Annotated in this window: 19 protein-coding genes and 1 riboswitch; of the genes, 11 read left to right on the top strand and 8 right to left on the bottom strand. The window is 66.0% G+C overall.

Annotated elements, in window-relative coordinates:
* The first annotated feature begins 87 nt into the window (after positions 1-87).
* The 4 genes from DDE75_RS02055 to DDE75_RS02040 all read left to right on the top strand — a co-directional run bounded on the left by DDE75_RS02055 (position 88) and on the right by DDE75_RS02040 (position 4,013).
* On the top strand, positions 88-1,143 hold the full coding sequence (locus tag DDE75_RS02055; RefSeq protein ID WP_108500707.1) for a DNA topoisomerase IB: 1,056 nt from the start codon (positions 88-90) through the stop codon (positions 1,141-1,143).
* The gene (locus DDE75_RS02050) at positions 1,140-1,469 is read left to right on the top strand and encodes a DUF779 domain-containing protein (RefSeq protein WP_108500706.1); all 330 of its coding nucleotides are present in this window, start codon (positions 1,140-1,142) and stop codon (positions 1,467-1,469) included. The genes DDE75_RS02055 and DDE75_RS02050 overlap by 4 nt, the downstream gene beginning before the upstream one ends.
* Positions 1,470-1,542: 73 nt before the next feature.
* Positions 1,543-2,460, top strand: a complete 918-nt coding sequence (gene argC, locus DDE75_RS02045) for an N-acetyl-gamma-glutamyl-phosphate reductase (protein ID WP_108500705.1) — start codon at positions 1,543-1,545, stop codon at positions 2,458-2,460.
* A 119-nt stretch (positions 2,461-2,579) separates the two neighbouring features.
* A complete protein-coding gene (locus tag DDE75_RS02040; protein WP_108500704.1) occupies positions 2,580-4,013 on the top strand; it encodes a calcium-binding protein in 1,434 nt (477 codons plus the stop codon).
* A gap of 42 nt (positions 4,014-4,055) precedes the next feature.
* Here DDE75_RS02040 and gcvP read toward each other — a convergent pair whose 3' ends face one another.
* From gcvP to gcvT, 3 genes are read right to left on the bottom strand one after another with little or no spacing between them, the layout of a single operon-like run.
* Complete coding sequence (gene gcvP / locus DDE75_RS02035) at positions 4,056-6,893, bottom strand: aminomethyl-transferring glycine dehydrogenase (RefSeq protein ID WP_108500703.1); 2,838 nt, start codon at positions 6,891-6,893, stop codon at positions 4,056-4,058.
* 56 nt (positions 6,894-6,949) lie between these two features.
* Positions 6,950-7,306: a glycine cleavage system protein GcvH gene (gcvH, locus tag DDE75_RS02030; protein WP_072296884.1), complete on the bottom strand. Its 357-nt coding sequence runs from the start codon at positions 7,304-7,306 to the stop codon at positions 6,950-6,952.
* 14 nt (positions 7,307-7,320) lie between these two features.
* A complete protein-coding gene (gcvT, locus tag DDE75_RS02025; protein ID WP_108500702.1) occupies positions 7,321-8,445 on the bottom strand; it encodes a glycine cleavage system aminomethyltransferase GcvT in 1,125 nt (374 codons plus the stop codon).
* Positions 8,446-8,590: 145 nt separating this feature from the next.
* Positions 8,591-8,680, bottom strand: a riboswitch (glycine riboswitch).
* A 117-nt stretch (positions 8,681-8,797) separates the two neighbouring features.
* Here gcvT and DDE75_RS02020 point away from each other — a divergent pair.
* Positions 8,798-10,471, top strand: a complete 1,674-nt coding sequence (locus DDE75_RS02020; protein WP_108500701.1) for a glycosyl transferase family 90 — start codon at positions 8,798-8,800, stop codon at positions 10,469-10,471.
* On the opposite strand, the gene DDE75_RS02015 is transcribed toward DDE75_RS02020, so the two are convergent.
* From DDE75_RS02015 to fliK, 5 genes are all read right to left on the bottom strand, one after another.
* Positions 10,468-11,547: an ABC transporter ATP-binding protein gene (locus DDE75_RS02015; RefSeq protein ID WP_108500893.1), complete on the bottom strand. Its 1,080-nt coding sequence runs from the start codon at positions 11,545-11,547 to the stop codon at positions 10,468-10,470. The two genes, DDE75_RS02020 and DDE75_RS02015, sit on opposite strands and share 4 nt — an antisense overlap.
* Before the next feature lie 73 nt (positions 11,548-11,620).
* A complete protein-coding gene (locus DDE75_RS02010) occupies positions 11,621-12,400 on the bottom strand; it encodes an SDR family oxidoreductase (protein ID WP_108500892.1) in 780 nt (259 codons plus the stop codon).
* 56 nt (positions 12,401-12,456) lie between these two features.
* Positions 12,457-13,143, bottom strand: coding sequence for a ribulose-phosphate 3-epimerase (rpe, locus tag DDE75_RS02005; RefSeq protein WP_108500700.1), 687 nt, complete (start codon positions 13,141-13,143; stop codon positions 12,457-12,459).
* A 98-nt stretch (positions 13,144-13,241) separates the two neighbouring features.
* Positions 13,242-13,910, bottom strand: a complete 669-nt coding sequence (locus DDE75_RS02000; protein WP_108500699.1) for a flagellar hook capping FlgD N-terminal domain-containing protein — start codon at positions 13,908-13,910, stop codon at positions 13,242-13,244.
* 9 nt (positions 13,911-13,919) lie between these two features.
* Positions 13,920-15,287, bottom strand: a complete 1,368-nt coding sequence (fliK, locus tag DDE75_RS01995; protein WP_108500698.1) for a flagellar hook-length control protein FliK — start codon at positions 15,285-15,287, stop codon at positions 13,920-13,922.
* Between the two features lie 100 nt (positions 15,288-15,387).
* On the opposite strand from fliK, the gene DDE75_RS01990 reads away from it, so the two are divergent.
* From DDE75_RS01990 to DDE75_RS01965, 6 genes are all read left to right on the top strand, one after another.
* Positions 15,388-15,633, top strand: coding sequence for a rod-binding protein (locus tag DDE75_RS01990; RefSeq protein ID WP_108500697.1), 246 nt, complete (start codon positions 15,388-15,390; stop codon positions 15,631-15,633).
* Entirely contained in the window at positions 15,630-15,947 is a 318-nt protein-coding gene (locus DDE75_RS01985; protein WP_108500696.1) for a hypothetical protein, read from the top strand. The genes DDE75_RS01990 and DDE75_RS01985 overlap by 4 nt, the downstream gene beginning before the upstream one ends.
* Before the next feature lie 168 nt (positions 15,948-16,115).
* Positions 16,116-16,964, top strand: a complete 849-nt coding sequence (locus tag DDE75_RS01980) for a flagellin N-terminal helical domain-containing protein (RefSeq protein WP_108500891.1) — start codon at positions 16,116-16,118, stop codon at positions 16,962-16,964.
* A gap of 68 nt (positions 16,965-17,032) precedes the next feature.
* Positions 17,033-17,398, top strand: coding sequence for a flagellar biosynthesis regulator FlaF (gene flaF, locus DDE75_RS01975; protein ID WP_108500695.1), 366 nt, complete (start codon positions 17,033-17,035; stop codon positions 17,396-17,398).
* Positions 17,395-17,799 (top strand): flagellar biosynthesis repressor FlbT, encoded by a 405-nt coding sequence (gene flbT, locus DDE75_RS01970; protein WP_108500694.1) that lies wholly within the window; start codon positions 17,395-17,397, stop codon positions 17,797-17,799. The genes flaF and flbT overlap by 4 nt, the downstream gene beginning before the upstream one ends.
* Before the next feature lie 4 nt (positions 17,800-17,803).
* Positions 17,804-18,580, top strand: a complete 777-nt coding sequence (locus tag DDE75_RS01965; protein ID WP_162798872.1) for a DUF1217 domain-containing protein — start codon at positions 17,804-17,806, stop codon at positions 18,578-18,580.
* Positions 18,581-18,711 lie beyond the last annotated feature (131 nt).

The raw sequence follows: 18,711 nt of genomic DNA, 5'->3' as shown, positions 1-18,711 counted from the left end.
GCCCCAAGGCAACCGCCGATGCCGCTGCGGCGTTGGGGCAGGACGCATCCCCTCCCTGTCGGACTGCCCCATATCATCAAGGCCACCATGCCCAAGGACAGCATCATCGACCCCGAAGACGCCGCCGAAAGCGCGGGTCTGATCTATGTGAACGACGATATGGTGGGGATCACCCGCGTCCGGGCGGGCAAGGGGTTCTCCTATCGCGACGCCAAGGGCCGCACCATCCGCGACAAGGCCGAACGCAAGCGCTTAGCGGCGCTGGCCATCCCGCCCGCCTATGAGGACGTCTGGATCTGCCCCGACCCGCGCGGCCATATCCAGGCGACGGGCCGCGATGCGAAGGGGCGCAAGCAGTACCGATACCACCCCGACTTCCGCGAGGTCCGCGACAGTGCCAAATACGATCGCATGCTGGATTTCGCCAAGGCCCTGCCCAAGATCCGCGCGCAGGTCGATCAGGACATGTCGCGGCGCGGAATGCCCGCCGAAAAGGTGCTGGCGACCATCGTCTATCTGCTGGAACACACGATGATCCGCGTCGGCAATTCCGATTACGTCAAGCAGAACAAGTCGCACGGCCTAACCACCCTGCGCGACCGCCACGTCAGCTTCGACGGCAACAAGATCCGCTTCCGGTTCCGCGGCAAGAGCGGCAAGGAATGGGACCTTGGCCTGCGCGACCGGCGGGTGGCACGCATCGTGCGGGCCGCGCAGGACATTCCGGGCCAGCATCTGTTCCAGTACCTTGATGATGAGGGCGAGCGCCATCAGGTGACATCCTCGGACGTGAACGCCTATCTGCGCGACATCTCGGGGCGGCAGATCACGGCCAAGGATTTCCGCACCTGGACCGGCACGGTCCTGGCCGCCCTGGCGCTGGCCGAATACGAAAAGGCCGACAGCGATGCCGCCGCCAAGCGCAACATCCGCGACGCCATCGAAACGGTCGCGGCGCGTCTGGGGAACACGCCGACCATCTGTCGCAAATGCTATATCCATCCGCAGATCATCGACGCCTATCTGGCCGACGAGCTGAAGCTGGAACTGCAGGACAGCATCGAGGACGATCTGAACAGCGCCGACCTGCGCCCCGAGGAAAAGCAGGTGCTGCGCCTGCTGAAGAGAAGGTTGAAGTCATGAGCACCGTCACCGCCACCCCCGAAGCCCTGCAACTGATCGACGAAATCGTCGCCGATCACGGCCCCGTCCTGTTCCACCAGTCGGGCGGCTGCTGCGACGGGTCCTCGCCCATGTGCTATCCCCAAGGCGATTTCCGCATCGGCGACCGCGACGTGAAGCTGGGCGAGATCGGCGGTGCGCCCTTCTATATCTCGGCCACGCAATACGAGGCATGGAAGCACACCGACCTGATCATCGACGTGGTGGCAGGTCGCGGCGGCATGTTCAGCCTGGACAACGGGCGCGAGAAACGCTTCCTGACCCGCTCGCAGATCTGCGAAATCTGACCCCCGCATGGGCGTTGTGACCGCGACGGCGATCCGCTAGACAAACGGCAACCCTGTAAACGGAGGTTGTCACATGACCCACAGCGTCTTCATCGATGGCGAAGCCGGAACCACCGGCCTTCAGATCCGCGACCGCCTGCTGGGACGCGAGGACATCCGACTGATCCAGATCGACCCCGCCCGCCGCAAGGACGCCGAGGCGCGGGCCGAGGCGTTCCGCGCCGCCGATGTGGCGATCCTGTGTCTGCCAGACGAGGCCGCGCGCGAGGCGGTCGAACTGACCCGCGACATGGACGTGCGGTTGATCGATGCCTCGACCGCGCATCGGATCGATCCCGATTGGGTCTTCGGTTTCGCCGAACTGGCCCCCGAGATGCGCGAGATGATCGCCGGCGCGCGCTTCGTCAGCAATCCGGGCTGCTATTCCACCGGAGCGATCGCCATGATCGCCCCGCTGGTGGCGGCCGGTCTGATCGAGGAGAACGAGGCGCTGACCATCAATGCCGTCAGCGGCTATACCGGGGGCGGCAAGGCGCTGATCGCGGAATACGAGGCAGGCACCGCCGCCCCGCATTTCGTCTATGGCCTGACGCAGCGCCATAAGCACATCCCCGAGATCATGACCCATGGCGGTCTGCTGATCCAGCCGGTCTTCTCGCCCTCGGTGGGGAATTTCGCGCAAGGCATGGCCGTTCAGCTGCCGCTGCATCTGGACGACGAACGCAGCATCGCTGGCCTGCATCAGGCGCTGGCCGACCATTACGCCGGTCAGGACTTCGTGCAGGTCGTCCCGGCCGATCAGATCGGCGCGCGCATCGATCCGACCGCAATGAACGGCACCAACGTCATGCAGATCAGCGTTCACGGAGACGAGGATGCGGGCTGCGCCAATGTCATCGCCGTTCTGGACAATCTGGGCAAGGGCGCTTCGGGTGCTGCGGTCCAGAACCTGAACATCATGCTGGGCCTGCCTGAAACCGCGGGGCTGTGACGCCCGACGTTTCCCTTTGACAGCGGAAAAATTCGGTCGTTAACGTTTCTGACGGTAACGATGTCCGGACAGCCCGCAATCAACCCCGGGCGACCGGGGTTTTTTCATGGGAGGCCGACATGGCAAGAATTATCGCGCGCGAGGCGTTCGATCAGGATTTCCTCGATCTGAACGTGCTCAGCCGCAACCTGATCGACATCGAGTTCTTTGACGATGCCTTCGTGGATCTGGATGGCCAGTTCATCGAAGACGTCCTGCTGGTCACCTATTTCGATCGCGGCAGCTATGCCAATGCGATCCTGGGCGGTTCGGATTTCCGACTTGATGGCGATGATATCCTGGGCGACCTGCAGGCGGTCGGTATCTATGCCGAAAACGATCAGGACTGGGAGGTCTATGACTTCAACATCCCGCTGGCCGATTTCGTCTCGGCCAGCGACAGTCCTGATGGCAGAGACGACCGCAGCGTGATCGGGCGCATTCTGGGTGGCGGCGACCTGTTCCGCCTCAGCCCCGATGACGACCGCGCCATGGGTCTGAACGGCAATGACCGGATGCTGGGCAATGGTGGCGACGATACGCTTGAGGGGAACAACGGGGCCGACACGCTGCTGGGCGGGACGGGCATGGACGAGTTGCGCGGCGGCAATGGTGCGGACGTGCTGCGTGGCGGCGGCGGAAACGACCTGATCTTTGGCGGCAATGGCAACGACCGGATCTTCGGCGGCGTCGGTGCGGATGTTCTGGTCATGGACAATGGCGCGGATCTGCTGAACGGCGGCGATGGCTATGACACGCTGTCCTATCTGGGTTCGCGCGACCTGCGCATCGATCTGGCGAAGACAGGTGCACAGGTCACGGGCCTGGGGCGCGACACCATCACCAATATCGAGGGCATCTTCTCGGGGCGCGGCGACGATCTGCTGAACGGCAATGCGCAGGACAACCTGATGCGGGGCAATGCCGGGGCCGATCGCATCTTCGGCAAGCAGGGCGATGATTTCCTGGACGGCGGCTTCGGGCGCGACGTGGTCAGGGGCGATTTCGGCAATGACACCGTCAGCGGCGGCAATGGCGTCGATCTGGTCTCGGGCGGGGCGGGGAACGATTGGGTCTATGGCGACAACGGCGATGATCGGGTCGATGGCAACTTCGGTGCCGACCGCCTGTTCGGCGGCAAGGGCAACGACCTGATGATCGGCGGGCGCGGCATGGACATCATGACCGGCGGTCAGGGCGCGGATGAGTTCCGCTTCAACGCGCTGTCGGATTCGGGGCGTTTCCCGGTTGGGGCGGATCTGATCAGGGACTTCAAGGTCGGGCTGGACCGCATCGACCTGTCCGGGATCGACGCCAACGGCATGGTGCAGGGCGATCAGGCCTTCACGATCTCGAATACGGATGGGCTGACCGGGCAGGCGGGGCAACTGGCCATCCTGACCGCGGGCAACCAGACGCGCGTTGTGGTGGATGTCGATGGCGATGCCGTCGCCGACATGATGATCCGCCTGAACGGCCAGCTGGACCTGGGCGCCGACGACTTCATCCTGTGACGGGGTGCCCTGCGCAGGGTGACTGCGCAGGGCGTTTTGCGGTTATTCTGCCGCCTCGGCATAGGCTTCCAGCGGGGGGCAGGTGCAGATCAAATTGCGGTCGCCATGGGCGTTATCCACGCGTCCGACCGGCGGCCAGTATTTGTCCACGCGGAAGGCGCCCGGCGGGAAGCAACCCTGTTCGCGGCTGTAGGGGCGGTCCCAATCGCGGACCAGATCCTCGACCGTGTGGGGGGCGTGGCGCAGAGGGCTGTTGGCAACCTCGATCCGGCCTTCGGCGACGTCGGTGATCTCATCCCGGATCGCCAGGAGGGCGGTGATGAAGCGGTCGATCTCGGCCTTGGTTTCAGATTCCGTCGGTTCCACCATCAGCGTGCCGCTGACTGGCCAGCTCATGGTGGGGGCGTGGAAACCGTTGTCGATCAGGCGCTTGGCGATGTCATCGACCGTCACGCCATATTCGGCAAAGGGGCGCGTGTCGATGATGCATTCATGCGCCACGCGGCCACGGTTGCCCATGAAGAGGATCGGATAGGCCCCGGTCAGCCGCGCCGCGATATAGTTCGCGTTCAGGATCGCCACGCGGGTCGCCTGCGTCAGGCCCTCGCCGCCCATCATCAGGCAATAGGCCCAGCTGATCAGCAGGATCGAGGCGCTGCCATAGGGGGCCGCGCTGACCGCGCCCTCGCCCGTCTGCGGATCGCCGGGCAGGAAGGGCGCCAGGTGCGCCTTGACCCCGATGGGGCCCATGCCGGGGCCACCGCCGCCATGCGGGATGGCGAAGGTCTTGTGCAGGTTCAGGTGGCTGACATCGCCGCCGATCTCGCCCGGTTTCACCAGGCCGACCAGCGCGTTCATGTTGGCCCCGTCGATATAGACCTGTCCGCCGTGGTCATGGGTGATGTCGCAGACCTGGCGCACGGTATCCTCGAAGACGCCATGGGTGGAGGGATAGGTGATCATCACCGCCGCCAGCCGGTCGCCGGCCTTGGCTGCCTTGTCGGCGAAATCCTCGAGGTCGATATCGCCGTTCGGGGCCGATTTCACCACCACGACCTGCATGCCGCACATCTGCGCCGTGGCCGGGTTGGTGCCATGGGCGCTGACGGGGATCAGGCAGATGTCGCGCTGATCGTCGCCGCGCGAACGGTGATAGGCCTGAATGGTCAGCAGCCCCGCATATTCCCCCTGCGCGCCGCTGTTGGGCTGCATGGAGAAGGCGTCATAGCCGGTGATGCGGCACAGCTTTTCGACCAGATCGCCGATCGCCTCGTGGTATCCGGCCGCCTGGTCATGCGGCGCGAAGGGGTGCAGCGCGCCTAATTCGGGCCAGGTGATGGGCATCATCTCGGCGGCGGCGTTCAGCTTCATGGTGCAGCTGCCAAGCGGGATCATGGCCCGGTCCAGCGCCAGGTCGCGGTCCGACAGGCGACGCATATAGCGCATCATCTCGGATTCGGCGCGATTCATGTGAAACACCGGGTGGGTCAGGTAATCGCTGTCGCGCAGCAGGTCGTCGGGGATGGCGGGCGCGGTGGCGGGCGTGGCAGCCTCGGTGATGCCGAAGGCGTCCAGCAGCTTGGTGATGACGGTCGCGTCCGTCGTCTCGTCCACGCTGATGCCGACACGGTCGCGGCCGACCTTGCGCAGATTGATGCCCCGGTGGCGCGCGGCGGCCATGATGCCCTGCTGACCGACGCCCACACGCACTGTGATCGTGTCGAAGAAGGCCTCGGGGGCGACATCGGCACCGGCCTCGCGCAGGGCGTCGGCGATGGTCACGGCATGCAGGTGGACGCGCTGTGCGATGGCGCGCAGACCGACCGGCCCGTGGAAGACCGCATAGAAGGACGCCATCACCGCCAGAAGCGCCTGTGCGGTGCAGACGTTGCTGGTCGCCTTTTCGCGGCGGATATGCTGTTCGCGGGTCTGCAGCGACAGGCGGTATGCCTGATTGCCGGATGCGTCGATGCTGACGCCGACGATCCGCCCCGGCATGGCACGCTTCAGCGCATCGCGGCAGGACATGAAGGCTGCATGCGGCCCGCCATAGCCCATCGGCACGCCGAAGCGCTGCGCGGAACCCACGGCGATGTCGGCGCCCATCGCGCCCGGTTCTTTCAGCACGCAAAGTGCCAGCAGGTCGGTCGCGACGATGGCCAGCGCACCGGTGCCGTGCAGGGCGTCGATATCGGCGGTCAGGTCGCGGACATGCCCATAGGTGCCGGGATACTGGAAGATCGCGCCGAAGACGGCTGCGGGGTCCATGTCCTGCGCGTCACCCTGAATGACCTGAATGCCCAGGGGGGCGGCGCGGGTCTGGATCACGGCGATCGACTGCGGGTGCAGGTTGCGATCCACGAAGAAGCCTTGGGCCTTGGATTTCGACTGGCGACGCGCCATGGCCATCGCCTCGGCAGCGGCGGTGGCCTCGTCCAGCAAGGACGCGTTCGCCACCGGCAGGCCAGTCAGATCCGCGACCATGGTCTGGAAGTTCAGCAAAGCTTCCAGGCGCCCTTGGGCGATCTCGGGCTGATAGGGGGTATAGGCGGTATACCACGCCGGGTTTTCCAGGATGTTGCGCTGGATCGCGGGGGGCGTGACGGTGCCGTAATACCCCTGACCGATCAGGCTGGTCATCACGCGGTTCTTCGACGCGACCTCTTTCATGCGGTCCAGCAGACCAGCCTCGGACAGCGCTGGCCAGTCCAGCACGTCCTTCTGGCGGATGGCCTGTGGCACGGTCTGGTCGATCAGCACGTCCAGGCTGTCGGTGCCGACGGCCTTCAGCATCTGCTCCATCTCGACGGGCGAGGGGCCGATGTGGCGGCGGTTGGCGAAATCGTCGGGGTTGTAGTCGCTTGCAGTCCAGCGGGTCATTCGGGTCACGCTCCTGGCAGGGGGGATGCGGGGGCCGCGTGCCCCCGCACAAGAGGTCAGTCGACCAATGCCTTGTAGGCGGCTTCATCCATGAAGCCTTCTATCGCGGCCGGATCGGCGGGCTTGATGCGGAAGAACCACGCGGCCATCGGATCGGCGTTCACGTCGCCCGGCGCATCGGCCAGCGCCGTGTTGACGGCGGTGATGGTGCCGCCGACGGGGGCGGTGATGTCGGAGGCGGCCTTGACCGATTCGATCACCACGATCTCGTCCCCGGCGATGACATCGGTGCCTTCCTCGGGCAGTTCGATGAAGACCACGTCGCCCAGCTGTTCGCTGGCGTGCTTCGTGATGCCCACCACGATCTCATCGCCTTCGGCGCGCAGCCATTCGTGGTCGTCGGTGTATTTCAGCATAGCGTTGTCCTTCAGCGTTTGTAGGAGGGCGTGACAAAGGGAAGTGCGGCGATGGTGACCGGAACGCGCTTGCCGCGCAACTCGGCCCAGATGGTCGTGCCCTCGGGAAGGCTGGCGTCGATGATCGCCATAGCGACGGGCCCGCCGACCGAGGGCCCGAAGCCCCCCGAGCGCACGGTGCCAAGGGGGGCGTCGCCGGTCTGATCGGCGAACAGGGCCACGCCCTCGCGGATGGGGGCGCGGCCTTCGGGGCGCAACCCGCGGCGCGTCGTGGCGGGGCCTGTGTCCAGTTCGGCAAGCACCGCATCCGCACCGGGGAAACCGCCCGCGCGGGGGCCGCCGTTGCGGCGGACCTTGGGGATGGACCAGCCAAGCGCGGCTTGGGCGGGTGTGACCTCGGGGTCCATGTCGTGACCGTAAAGCGGCATCCCGGCCTCCAGCCGCAGGCTATCGCGGGCGCCAAGGCCGATGGGGGCGACCTCGGGCTGGTCCAGCAGGGCACGGGCGAAAGCCTCGAGCGCGTGGTCGGGGACCGAGATCTCGAACCCGTCCTCGCCGGTATAGCCCGAGCGTGAGATCCACAGGTCATGCCCCTGCCAGCCCAGTGTCAGGCTGTCCATGAAGCGCATGTCGGTGGCGGCGGGGATCAGGCGGCCAAGGGCGGCGCCTGCGCGAGGGCCCTGCAGCGCGATCAACCCGCGATCGGTCACTGGTTCGACGCTGACGCCTTCCAGTGTCTGCAGATGGGCGATGTCCTGATCGGCGCAGGCGGCATTCACCACCAGCAGGAAGTGGTCGCCGCGATTGGCGAACATCAGGTCGTCCAGGATGCCGCCCCGATCATTGGTGAACAGGCCATAGCGCTGCCGCCCCGGCGCAAGGTCCAGCACATTGGCGGGGATCAGCGTCTCCAGCGCCAGCGCGGCGGTCTGCATGTTGCCGTCCAGCGGGCGGACGATCACCTGTCCCATGTGGCTGACATCGAACAGACCGGCATGTTCGCGGGTGTGCAGATGTTCGTTCATCACACCCATCGGGAATTGGACGGGCATGTCCCATCCCGCGAAGGGCACCATCTTGGCACCAAGTTCGATATGAAGGTCGTAAAGACCGGTCCGGCGGGTCGTGTCGGCCATGGGGCCTCCTGCGGTTCTGCCGAAAGCTCGGCATCGGTTGGACGGACAGAATGCCCGCACGTCGATGCCCCCTCTGTCCCTGCCCGGATCGGGCGCCTGAGATCGTTATCCCTTCGGCGGGCCTTGCGGCCACTCTCCAGAGTTCTTGGGGAAAACGGTCCTTTTGCCTGAGAGTTCGCCGGGGCGGCTGCTCCTTCGGCCCCGGCTATTCGCCGGTTTCTCCCGAATTCCTGCAGATGGTGCTACTGTCGGGGCACAGGCAAATCAAGCCTTTTGTCGCAGGGCGGGGCATGGTTGACAGGCAGGGCCGGGCCGCCACATCGTCTGGGCAAACCGCCTTGCAGGGGTCGAAATGCTGCCCAAGTTCTTCCAGATCGGCTTCAACAAATGCGGCACGACCTTCATCGCGAAGCTGTTCGATCTGAACGGCATACCGGCGGTCCATTGGGCCGAAGGGGCGCTGGCCGACGACATCGCCTGGTCGAAAATGACGGGCCGCGCACCTTTGCAGCGTTGGGCGGGCGAGACCGTGGCCTTCACCGACATGGAATCGGTGCGTTTCCTGAACATGCCCGTGATCGAGGCCTTCAAGGAATATGCCTTCCTTGATGCCAGCTTTCCGGGGGCGGTCTTCCTGCTGAACACCCGCAATGTCGATGACTGGGTGGCCAGCCGATACCTGCATTGGGGCGGGCGCTATGCGCGCAGCTATGCCGCCAGCCTTGGGGTCGGTCTGGCCGATCTGGGCGACATCTGGCGGCAGGAGTGGCAGGATCACATCGCAGGGTGCCGCGCCCATTTCGCGGGCCGAGATCGCTTCATTGAGATCGACATCGACGAGGCCACCCCCGACGATTACCGCACCGCACTTGCGCCCTGGTACGACCTGTCGGTGGCACCCAAGCTGCCCGGGGCGGGGGTGCGCAAGGCGCGCAAGGATTATCCGGCGCGGTTGCAACAGATGCTGGATGCCCCGGCCCCCAGGGTCCATGCGCCGCGTCGCGACAGACTGGCCGCGCGGCTGGCGGGCTTTGCGCAGCCCGCGCGGCTGTCGGGGCGCGTGGATTGCCCAAGCGATCACGCCGTCCTTCTGGATATGGACGCGGGTCGGCTGAGCGATGCAAAGGGGCGGCAACTGCCTGTCATGCGCGGGCCGGGCGGGCGCTTCTTTCAGGATGCGGGGCATTTCGGATTGTTGCGCAGCACCTCTACCGCGAATGACATCGCGCAGGTGGCACGAGGGGGACGCTATTGGCTGGACATGCGGCCCGCCTGCCTGACGGGCAGCGTCCAACCCTCGGGCGGGCCGGTGATCGCGGGATTGCGGCGCAAGGGGGCCGAGGACGTCTTTCTGTGGCCCGCGCCCTGGTTGCACCGCATCGGGAATGACGGCTTTCCGGGTGCGCCCTTGGGCGATGATCCGCCCTTCCAGGATCGCGCCGATCTGGCGGTCTGGCGCGGGCGGTTGTCGGGCTATGCGCAGGATCCCCACGGTGATGACCTGCGCCATTGGGTCGATGGCGCGACGGGCAACAGCCCTGACGCAGGTGCCATCCGGCGCAGTGCCCGCTGGCGGTTCCTTGAACGGAACGCCGGGCTGCCCGGGACCGATCTGGCGCTGCATCCCGACGACCGGACCGCAGGCGTGCTGGCACGGGTGGGCCTCTCTGCCCCAATGCGCGGCGATGCCCCGCAGGGTCGCTATGCCATCAGCATGGGGGGCGGCGATGGCGATGCCGATTTCCTGCCGCTGGCCAACAGCCATGCCGTCGTCCTGAAAGAGGAGGACGGCTGGGAAAGCTTCGTCACCGGCCTGTTCAAGCCGTGGCGGCACTACATCCCGCTGGCCTCGGGCGGTGCGGATCTGGCCGAGCGGCTGGCTTGGGCGCGGGCGAACCCGGATGAATGCAAGCGCATTTCGGGGCGGGCGCGGCGCATCTGCGAGGGGTTGGCCGATCCCGCCGGGCGGCAGGCGCATCTGGCGCAGGTGCTGGCGGCCTATCGCGCTGCCACGGGGCAGGGCTAGCTGCGGGGGAAGACGAAGACCCGGTCGCGGCGCAGCATCAGCCACATCTGCGTGCCGACCGGCGGCAGAAAGACCCCCGGGACGGTCGCGTTCAGGCTGATGTTGCCCTGATCGGTGGCGAATTCCACCAGCGATTCGCGGCCAAGGTAACGCGCCCGCGTCACCCGCGCCCGCGCCGCCGTGCCGTTTTCAACCGTGGGGGCGGGGCCCTGACCCGCACGGTCGAAGTCCAGTTTCAGGTGCTGGGGGCGGATGACGATATCGACCTGCGCCCCGTCCGGCATGCCCGGCGTCAGGAACTGGCCGAAGGGCGTGTCGGTCAGCGCGCCTTGGACCGTGCCCTCCAGCACGTTGATGTCACTGAAGAAGCCCGCCGCCTGCCGGTCCACCGGCGCGTTATAGAGGTTATAGGGCGCCCCCTGCTGCACGATGCGCCCCTTGCGCATCAGCAGGATCTGGTCAGCCATGCGCATCGCCTCATGCGGTTCATGGGTGACCAGCAGGACGGCGGTGCCCTCTTCCTTCAGCAAGGCCAGTGTTTCGTCGCGGATGCCGTCGCGCAGGCGTTCGTCCAACCCGCTGAACGGCTCGTCCATCAGCAGGACGCGGGGGCGGGGGGCCAAGGCGCGGGCCAATGCGACGCGCTGCTGTTCGCCGCCCGAGAGTTCATGCGGAAAGCTGTCGATATGGGCAGACATGCGGACACGGTCCAGCAGCTCGGTCACGCGGTCGCGGTTGGCCTTGAAGCCGCCGGGCAGACCAAAGGCGACGTTTTCGCGCACGGGCAGATGGGGGAATAGCGCGAAATCCTGGAACATCAACCCGATGGCGCGGCGTTCGGGGGGCACGCGGAAATGCGTGTCGCAGACCAGCTTGCCGTCCACCATGATCCGGCCGCTGTCCTGCATGTCGACGCCCGCGACGATCCGCAGCGTCGTGGATTTGCCGCACCCCGAGGGCCCCAGCAGGCAGGCGACCTGTCCGGCCTGCACCTGGAAGCTGACGTCGTCGACGACGGGCGCACCATCGAAGGCGCGGCTCAGGCTCTGGACTTCCAGTCTTGGGGGCGTCGTCACGATCTTGGCCTTCACATGAAGCGGGTCGGAGGGTGCCTAGCAGGGCGACCCCCGTCCCGCAACTGTGGCACCATCACAGAGTGGCGTTCAGCGCCCCGCCATCCAGCAGGATGTTCTGGCCGACGATGAAGCGCGCCTGCTGGCTGCAGAGGAAGGCGCAGGTCGCGCCGAAATCATCCGCCCGGCCATAGGTGCCGGTGGGGATGGTCGCCTCGCGCTGCATGCGTGCCTCGGACGGGGTGATGCCCTTGGACTTGGCCACGCCCGCATCCAAGCCCGTGGCGCGGTCGGTGTCGTGGATGCCCGGCAGAAGGTTGTTCACGCAGACGCCCTTGCCAGCGACCTGCCGCGACATGCCCGCGACAAAGCCCGTCAGTCCGGCCCGCGCCGTGTTAGACAGCCCCAGAACCGCGATGGGCGATTTCACCGATTGCGAGGTGATGTTGACGACCCGGCCCCAGCCACGATCCATCATGCCCGGCACCAGCGCCTGCATCAGCGCCACGGCCGACAGCATGTTGGCATCGATGGCCTTGATGAAGTCGTCGCGGCTCCAATCCTGCCAGTCGCCGGGGGGTGGGCCGCCCGCGTTGGTGACAAGGATATCGGCCTGCTGGACGGCATCCAGCACCTTGGCGCGGCCTTCGGCGGTGGTGATGTCGGCTGCGACCGGCGTGACGCTGACGCCATAGGTCTCGGCGATCTCGTGGGCGGTCTGGGTGATCTCGGCCTCGGTCCGGCTGTTGATGACCAGATCGACGCCCGCCGCGGCCAGCGCCTCGGCGCAGCCGCGCCCCAATCCCTTGGATGCCGCGCAAACCAGCGCCCGTTTTCCCTTGATGCCCAGATCCATCGCGTCCTCCTGCTTGGCTTTGTCGGCGGGCAGCAGACGCGCGGGCGGGCCGTTTGTCAAACGGCTTCGATGGCCGTCCGGATTGCGCGCATGTTGTCGCCATAGACCGAAGGCTGATCGACCGAGCCGCCCTTGAAGACCGCCGATCCCGCCACCAGCACATCCGCGCCCGCCTTGGCGACCAACGGTGCGGTGACCGGATCGACCCCGCCATCGACCTGGATGTGGATGGGCCGGTCCCCGATCATGCCACGCAGACGGGCGATCTTGTCCACCTGGCTGTGGATGAACTTCTGCCCGCCGAAGCCGGGGTTCACGGTCATGACCAGCACCATGTCGGCTAGGTCCAGCAGGTATTCGACCGCCTCGACCGGGGTGCCGGGGTTCAGGGCGATGCCAGCCTTCTTGCCGGTCGCGCGGATGGCCTGAAGGGTGCGGTGGGGGTGGGGACTAGCCTCGACATGGGCGGTGATCATGTCGGCGCCGGCTTCGGCATAGGCCTCGATATAGGCGTCGACCGGCGCGATCATCAGGTGAACGTCCATGAAGGTCTTCACATGCGGGCGGAATGCCTTCACGGCGGGCGGGCCGAAGGTCAGGTTCGGGACGAAATGCCCGTCCATGACGTCGACATGCACCCAATCCGCACCCTGATCCTCGATGGCGCGGATCTCGGCGCCGAAATTGGCGAAATCCGCCGAGAGGATCGAGGGCGCGATCTTGATGGAGCGGTCGAAGGTCATGGCTGGTCCTTTCTGCGGCGGTCCGGGGGCGGCCGGTGTGCGGGCGGATGTCGGAACGGGTTACGGTCGAAACCCGCCCCGCGTCAACAGGCAGGGCGTCAGGCGGGGTCGCGCAGCGCCGTCACCTGATCCGCGGGGGCCGCGCTGCCGCCCTGGAAGATCACCGATGCCCCGTCGCTGCCCAGCTGCGCCTCGGTGATGCGGGCATAGGCGCCGACCTGCACCTGGTCGATCAGCTCGCCGTTGCGCCAGCTTTCCAGGGTGAAGCTGTAGGTGCCGTCGGGCAGCTTGCCGCCATCCTCGGTCCGGCCATACCAGTCGACCTGGCCGGTTCCCGTGCCGATATCCTCGCGCCCGACGATATTGCCGGCGGCATCGGTGGTGATCAGCTGCACGACATCGGCCTGCGCATGGGGGGCGATGTCCAGCGTGACGGGCGCCTCGCCGAACCAGACGGGGGCGGTGGTACGGGCCTCCTTGCCGATCCAGCTGGCCATGCTGCCAAGCCCGCCCGATCCGCCCGCACCGGCCATCTGTTCCAGGTACTTGTTGCCAAGTGCCTGCTGTTCGACACCGGCGAAGGTGGCCAGCTGGATGGCGAAATCGGTGCCCTCCATCGGGTTCAGGGGGTCCTGGTTCTTCAGCTGCGCGGTCAGCATCGTGAGGAAGGTCTGGAAATCGCCCCCCGTCGCCCCGGAAAACCCGGAGGCGGTCGGTTGCGCCTTGGCGGCAGTCTGGGTGGCGGGACTGGTGATGGCATCGACCATGGGTCTCTCCTATAGCCTGATATCGACGCGGCGGTCGCTGGAAGGCGGGGTGATCTGGACGCGGGTGATCATCGGGGTCTCGCCGCCCTCAGCCTCTGCCGAGGTGTGGCCCCGATCGTCGCTGTGCCAAGGGCCGCTGTCGTCCCGGCGAAATTCCATGTCCGCGGTCTCGATCCCGGCGTCCTGCAGGTGCTGGGTCAGCATGTCGGCATTGCGGCGCACCAAGTCCAGCGTTTCGGGGCGTTCGGCCCAGATGGTGACATGGTTGCGGTCGGGACCCGAGATGACTAGGCGGAGCCGGCCAAGTTCCTCGGGGGCCAAGGCGATCTCGGTGGCATCCTTGCGCGTCGTGACCATGGCCAAGGTGACCTGCTGCATCACCGGGCGCGGATCGGCATGGGGCGCAGGCGCATGGGGCGAGGCCTGCTGCGGCTGTCCGGTCGGGGTCGCCTGTGGGGCATCGCCGCGGTGCTGTTGCAGCGGCGATGCATCGGGCATGGGCATCTGTTCGGCGGTGACGACAGCCTCGCGCAGGGCCTGAGGCAGCGGCCGCGATACCTGCGCCGCACCCTCGGCCACGAACCCGGCGCGGTTCAAGGGGGGCGGCGTATCGACCGGCGCATCGGGGGCAATCGCAGTTTCGGGCTGAAGCGCCGTCGCGGGTTCGGACAGCATGGTCGCGGCAGAGACTGCCTGGACCGGCGTCGACCGGGTTGCAGTTGCCGGGGCGATCCCTGCTTGCGCAGAGGGGGCAATGGCAGGCGTCGCCTGGAAGGGCCTCAGAAGGGGCTGTACAGACGGCACGACAAGCCCTTGGCCGGGTGCTGCCTTGTCGTTGGGAACGTGAATCGAAGCGATCGGGGCGGCGATGTGCATGTCCGGAGGCGTTGCGACGGTGCGCGTGGCCGCTTGCTCATGTTCGGCTTGATCGGCCATCTCGGGGGTAGGGGCCAGATCTGCAATCTCGACGGTTTCCTCGGCAGAGGCCGCCTTCATTGCCACAGTGCCCTTCGGCCCCAACGGGGCATCGACCGGCAACGCCGGGGGGGCGTCCGTCAGAACCTCGGCCTCGTCGATGACGACCACAGGCTGGGGCGTGGCGATCATCGCCTCGATCTCGGGGGGGAGGGTGGTCGCGGGCGGCGTGAAATCCGCGCTGATGCCGCTGGCCTGTTCCAGCCATTGGGCCAGCGGATCACCCTTCGGGATCGCGGGCAGAGCCGTCGCCAATGCCCGTGGCGCGACCTGCATGGCGGCCACGGTCCGGTCCAGCAAGATCGGCTCGAAGCCCGAATCGACGACCGGCTGGTCGGGGGCCGTGCCGGACGGCATCTCGGCAAGCTGGATCGGGCTGGTGATGGCTTGTATCTCAGGCATGTCGGCCCCCGTGGTTTCTGCCTGTCTAGCCCGGATTCCTTACCAATTATTTACGGCTGCCTGCTTATTTGGACGCATGCAGACATTGACGGGAAACCCCATGAAGATCGAGCCTATCGTCCCCGCACAGACGGCCAGCCCGCGGGCGGTCGTCGAATCGAAACTGGAACAGGCGTTCCTGGAAGAGATGCTGAAATACTGCGGCCCCACCTCGATGAAGGGCGAATTCTCGGGCGGCGCCGGAGAGGATCAGTTCAACAGCTTCCTGACGCGCGAATATGCCACCAGCCTGGCGGGGCGCCTTGACCTCGGCCTGTCGCGCAGCCTTGGCAGGGCTGCATCATGAGCCGCGCCCTGACGCGCCAGATCGGCCAGATTCGCGCCGCGCTGCTGGCCGGTGATCCGCAGGCCGCCCTGGCCCGGATCGAGGATCTGGTCCGCACGGCAACCCGTCACGGCGTCGATGCGGGCACCAGACAGGCGCTGGAACCGGCACTGGCCGAACTGCGCGATCTGGCGCAGGCATCCCTGTCGGGCGCGCAACAGGCCGCGGATCAGGTGCGCGCGATCATCCAGGCCGCGCGCAGCCTGCAGACCTATGACGCCTTGGGGCGCAGGACGGTCACCGCGACCCGGGCCGCGTCACCGCAAAGATTTTGATAAAATGCACCGCAAGGTTTGTTTGAGAGGAGGCCCTGCATTCACTAGTTGTAAATCACCGCCGGTTAGAACGGTGACATGCCAGAAAAGGCGCAGGGCAAAGGCCCGTCCGGTCAGAAGGCCATCAATGCAAACCCCGGTGCAAAGCACCTTTTGACGGAGGACAACATGTCCAGCATTCTGACCAACAACAGCTCGATCGTCGCACTTCAGACCCTGAAGTCGATCAACTCGCAACTGGGTAAAACCCAGAGCGACATCGCGACCGGCAAATCGGTGGCGAACGCCAAGGACAACGCGGCTGTCTGGGCCATCTCGAAGGTGATGGAAACCGACCAGTCGGCGTTCAAGGCGATCCAGTCGAACCTGAACGTGGCCGACGCGACCGTCGCAACCTCGCGCACGGGGGCCGAGCAGGTCACCAACCTGCTGCAGGAAATCAAGGACCTGGCCATCGGGGCAACCGTCAGCACCGCCGACTTCGCCAAGATCGACACGGATATCGACGCCAAGTTCAAGCAGATCGCCTCGGTCATCTCGGGGACGCAGCTGAACGGTGTGAACCTGCTGAAGACCGGCACCTCGATGAGCGTCGTGGGTTCGCTCGACCGTGTCAACGGCACGGCGGAAACGACCGCCAACCGCATCGACATCGCATCCGTCGATCTGCAAGGCGGGTTGAACCTCGATCTGGCGACGGGTGTGTCCTCGGACTACACCGGCATCACCGACACTGCCTCGGCCGAAGCCATGGTCACGGCGATCGAAACCATGATCGACGCCTCGGTCAAAGGCGCGGCGCAGCTGGGTTCTGACGGCAAGCGTGTCAGCGACCAGGCGAATTTCGTCGGCAAGCTGGGCGACTCGCTGAAGCAAGGCGTCGGCTCGCTGGTCGATACCGATATGGAAGAGGCGTCCGCCCGCCTGCAGGCGCTGCAGACGCAACAGCAGCTGGGCATCCAGGCGCTGTCGATTGCGAACCAGTCGCCCTCGGCCGTCATGTCGCTGTTCCGCTGATGACAGCACAGGGGGCGCCGAAGCGCGCCCCCTGACCCCCATCACCATTCCAGAACGGGAACACGAGTTTGAACGCGGTAACGCCACTGACCCAGCATGGGTACAAGACAAGCGGCCTGCGCACGGCGCGGGATGCGGAATACGATGTCTTCTCGCGGGTGACGCGCATGATGCGTCAGGCGGGGCAGACGGCGGACAACGGTGACACCATCATGGCCGTCCACAAGAACAACGAACTCTGGACGCTGCTGGCCATCGACCTGGCGGATCCCGGCAACGGCCTGCCCGATGCCACCAAGGCGGGACTGCTGTCCCTTGCCAGCTTCTCGATCCGTCACGGCCATGCCGTCCTCGCGGGCGAGGCGGTTTCGGATCCGCTGATCGACATCAACATGACCGTCATGCGCGGCTTGCGCGGCGAGGTCGGCGCATGAGCGGCCTTGTCCTGAAGCTGGCCCCGAACGAAAGGGTGCTGATCAATGGCGCCGTGATCGAGAACGGGGACCGGCGCACGCGGATCGCCATCAAGACGCCGAATGTGAACGTGCTGCGGCTGCGCGATGCCATCCACCCCGAGAAGGCGGCCACGCCCGTGTCGCGTGCCTGCTATATCGCCCAGCTGATCCTGTCGGGCGATGCCGATCCGGGGCAAGGCCGCCAGCAGCTGTTGGTCGCCATCGAACAGCTGAGCCAGGTCTTCGAGGATCGCGACAGCCGCCTTTTGCTGGCTGATGCGACGCAGGCGGCGATCGACCAGAACCCCTATCAGGCGATGCGCAAGCTGCGCGAACTTCTGCCGCGCGAAGCCCGCCTGTTCGCCGCCGCTGCGGGATGATGCCATGAGTGCGATCGCCATCGGCATCGGCGGCCTTGCCGGATGGAAGACCCTGCAGCGCACCGAGGCGCGCCAGCTGGAGATGGTTGCCAAGGACCCGGTCGTTGTCCGCTCGACCACGTACTTCAAGGACAACATCGTCAAGGCGGCCAAGGCCGAGGAGTTGGTCAAGGACTATAGCCTGCTGAACACGGCCCTCTCCGCCTTCGGTCTTGAAGGGGACATCGCCAACAAGGCCTTCATCCAGAAGGTCCTGGAATCCGATACCAGCGACAAGAGCAGCCTGGTGAACCGACTGGCCGACAAGCGCTATCTGAAGCTGGCCGAGGCCTTCGGTTTTGGCAGCCAAACCCCCGCAACGGATCTGGCGGAAACCGTGTCCGAGGCCTTTGTGCAGCGCGAATATGAAAAGCGGGTCGGCGAAAGCGACGAAAACATGCGCCTTGCCTTGAATGCCACGCGCGAGCTGAAGGCGATACAGGGGCGCAGCTCGACCGACAAGACCTTGTGGTACGAGGTGATCGGCAACCAGCCACTGAAGAAGGTCTTCGAAGGGGCCTTCGGCTTCGGATCCAGCTATGGCAACCTTCCGGTCGAAAGGCAGCTTGAAGAATTCATGGGTGCGGCCGAACGTATTCTCGGCAGTTCCAGCTTTAAGGACATCACCACCCCCGAGGTGACCGAAAAGCTGATGGTGACCTTCATGGCGCGGTCGCAGCTGACCGAAAGCGTCGCGCAGAATCGCTACAGCGCGGCGCTGACCCTGCTGACCGGTCTGTGATCGGGCCTGAAACCCTTGGGTCTTGCGCATCGCGGACTTGACGAGCGTGCCGATCGCGACAAAGCTGACGCAGGGCCAGTTTTAGGCCCCTTGCCCGCTTGCCGCACCTTGCGTCCAAGCCTTGCTTGGCT

Source organism: Paracoccus indicus (assembly GCF_003056335.1).
Classification (GTDB): domain Bacteria; phylum Pseudomonadota; class Alphaproteobacteria; order Rhodobacterales; family Rhodobacteraceae; genus Paracoccus; species Paracoccus indicus.
This window is presented reverse-complemented; position numbering and strand designations above follow the sequence as displayed.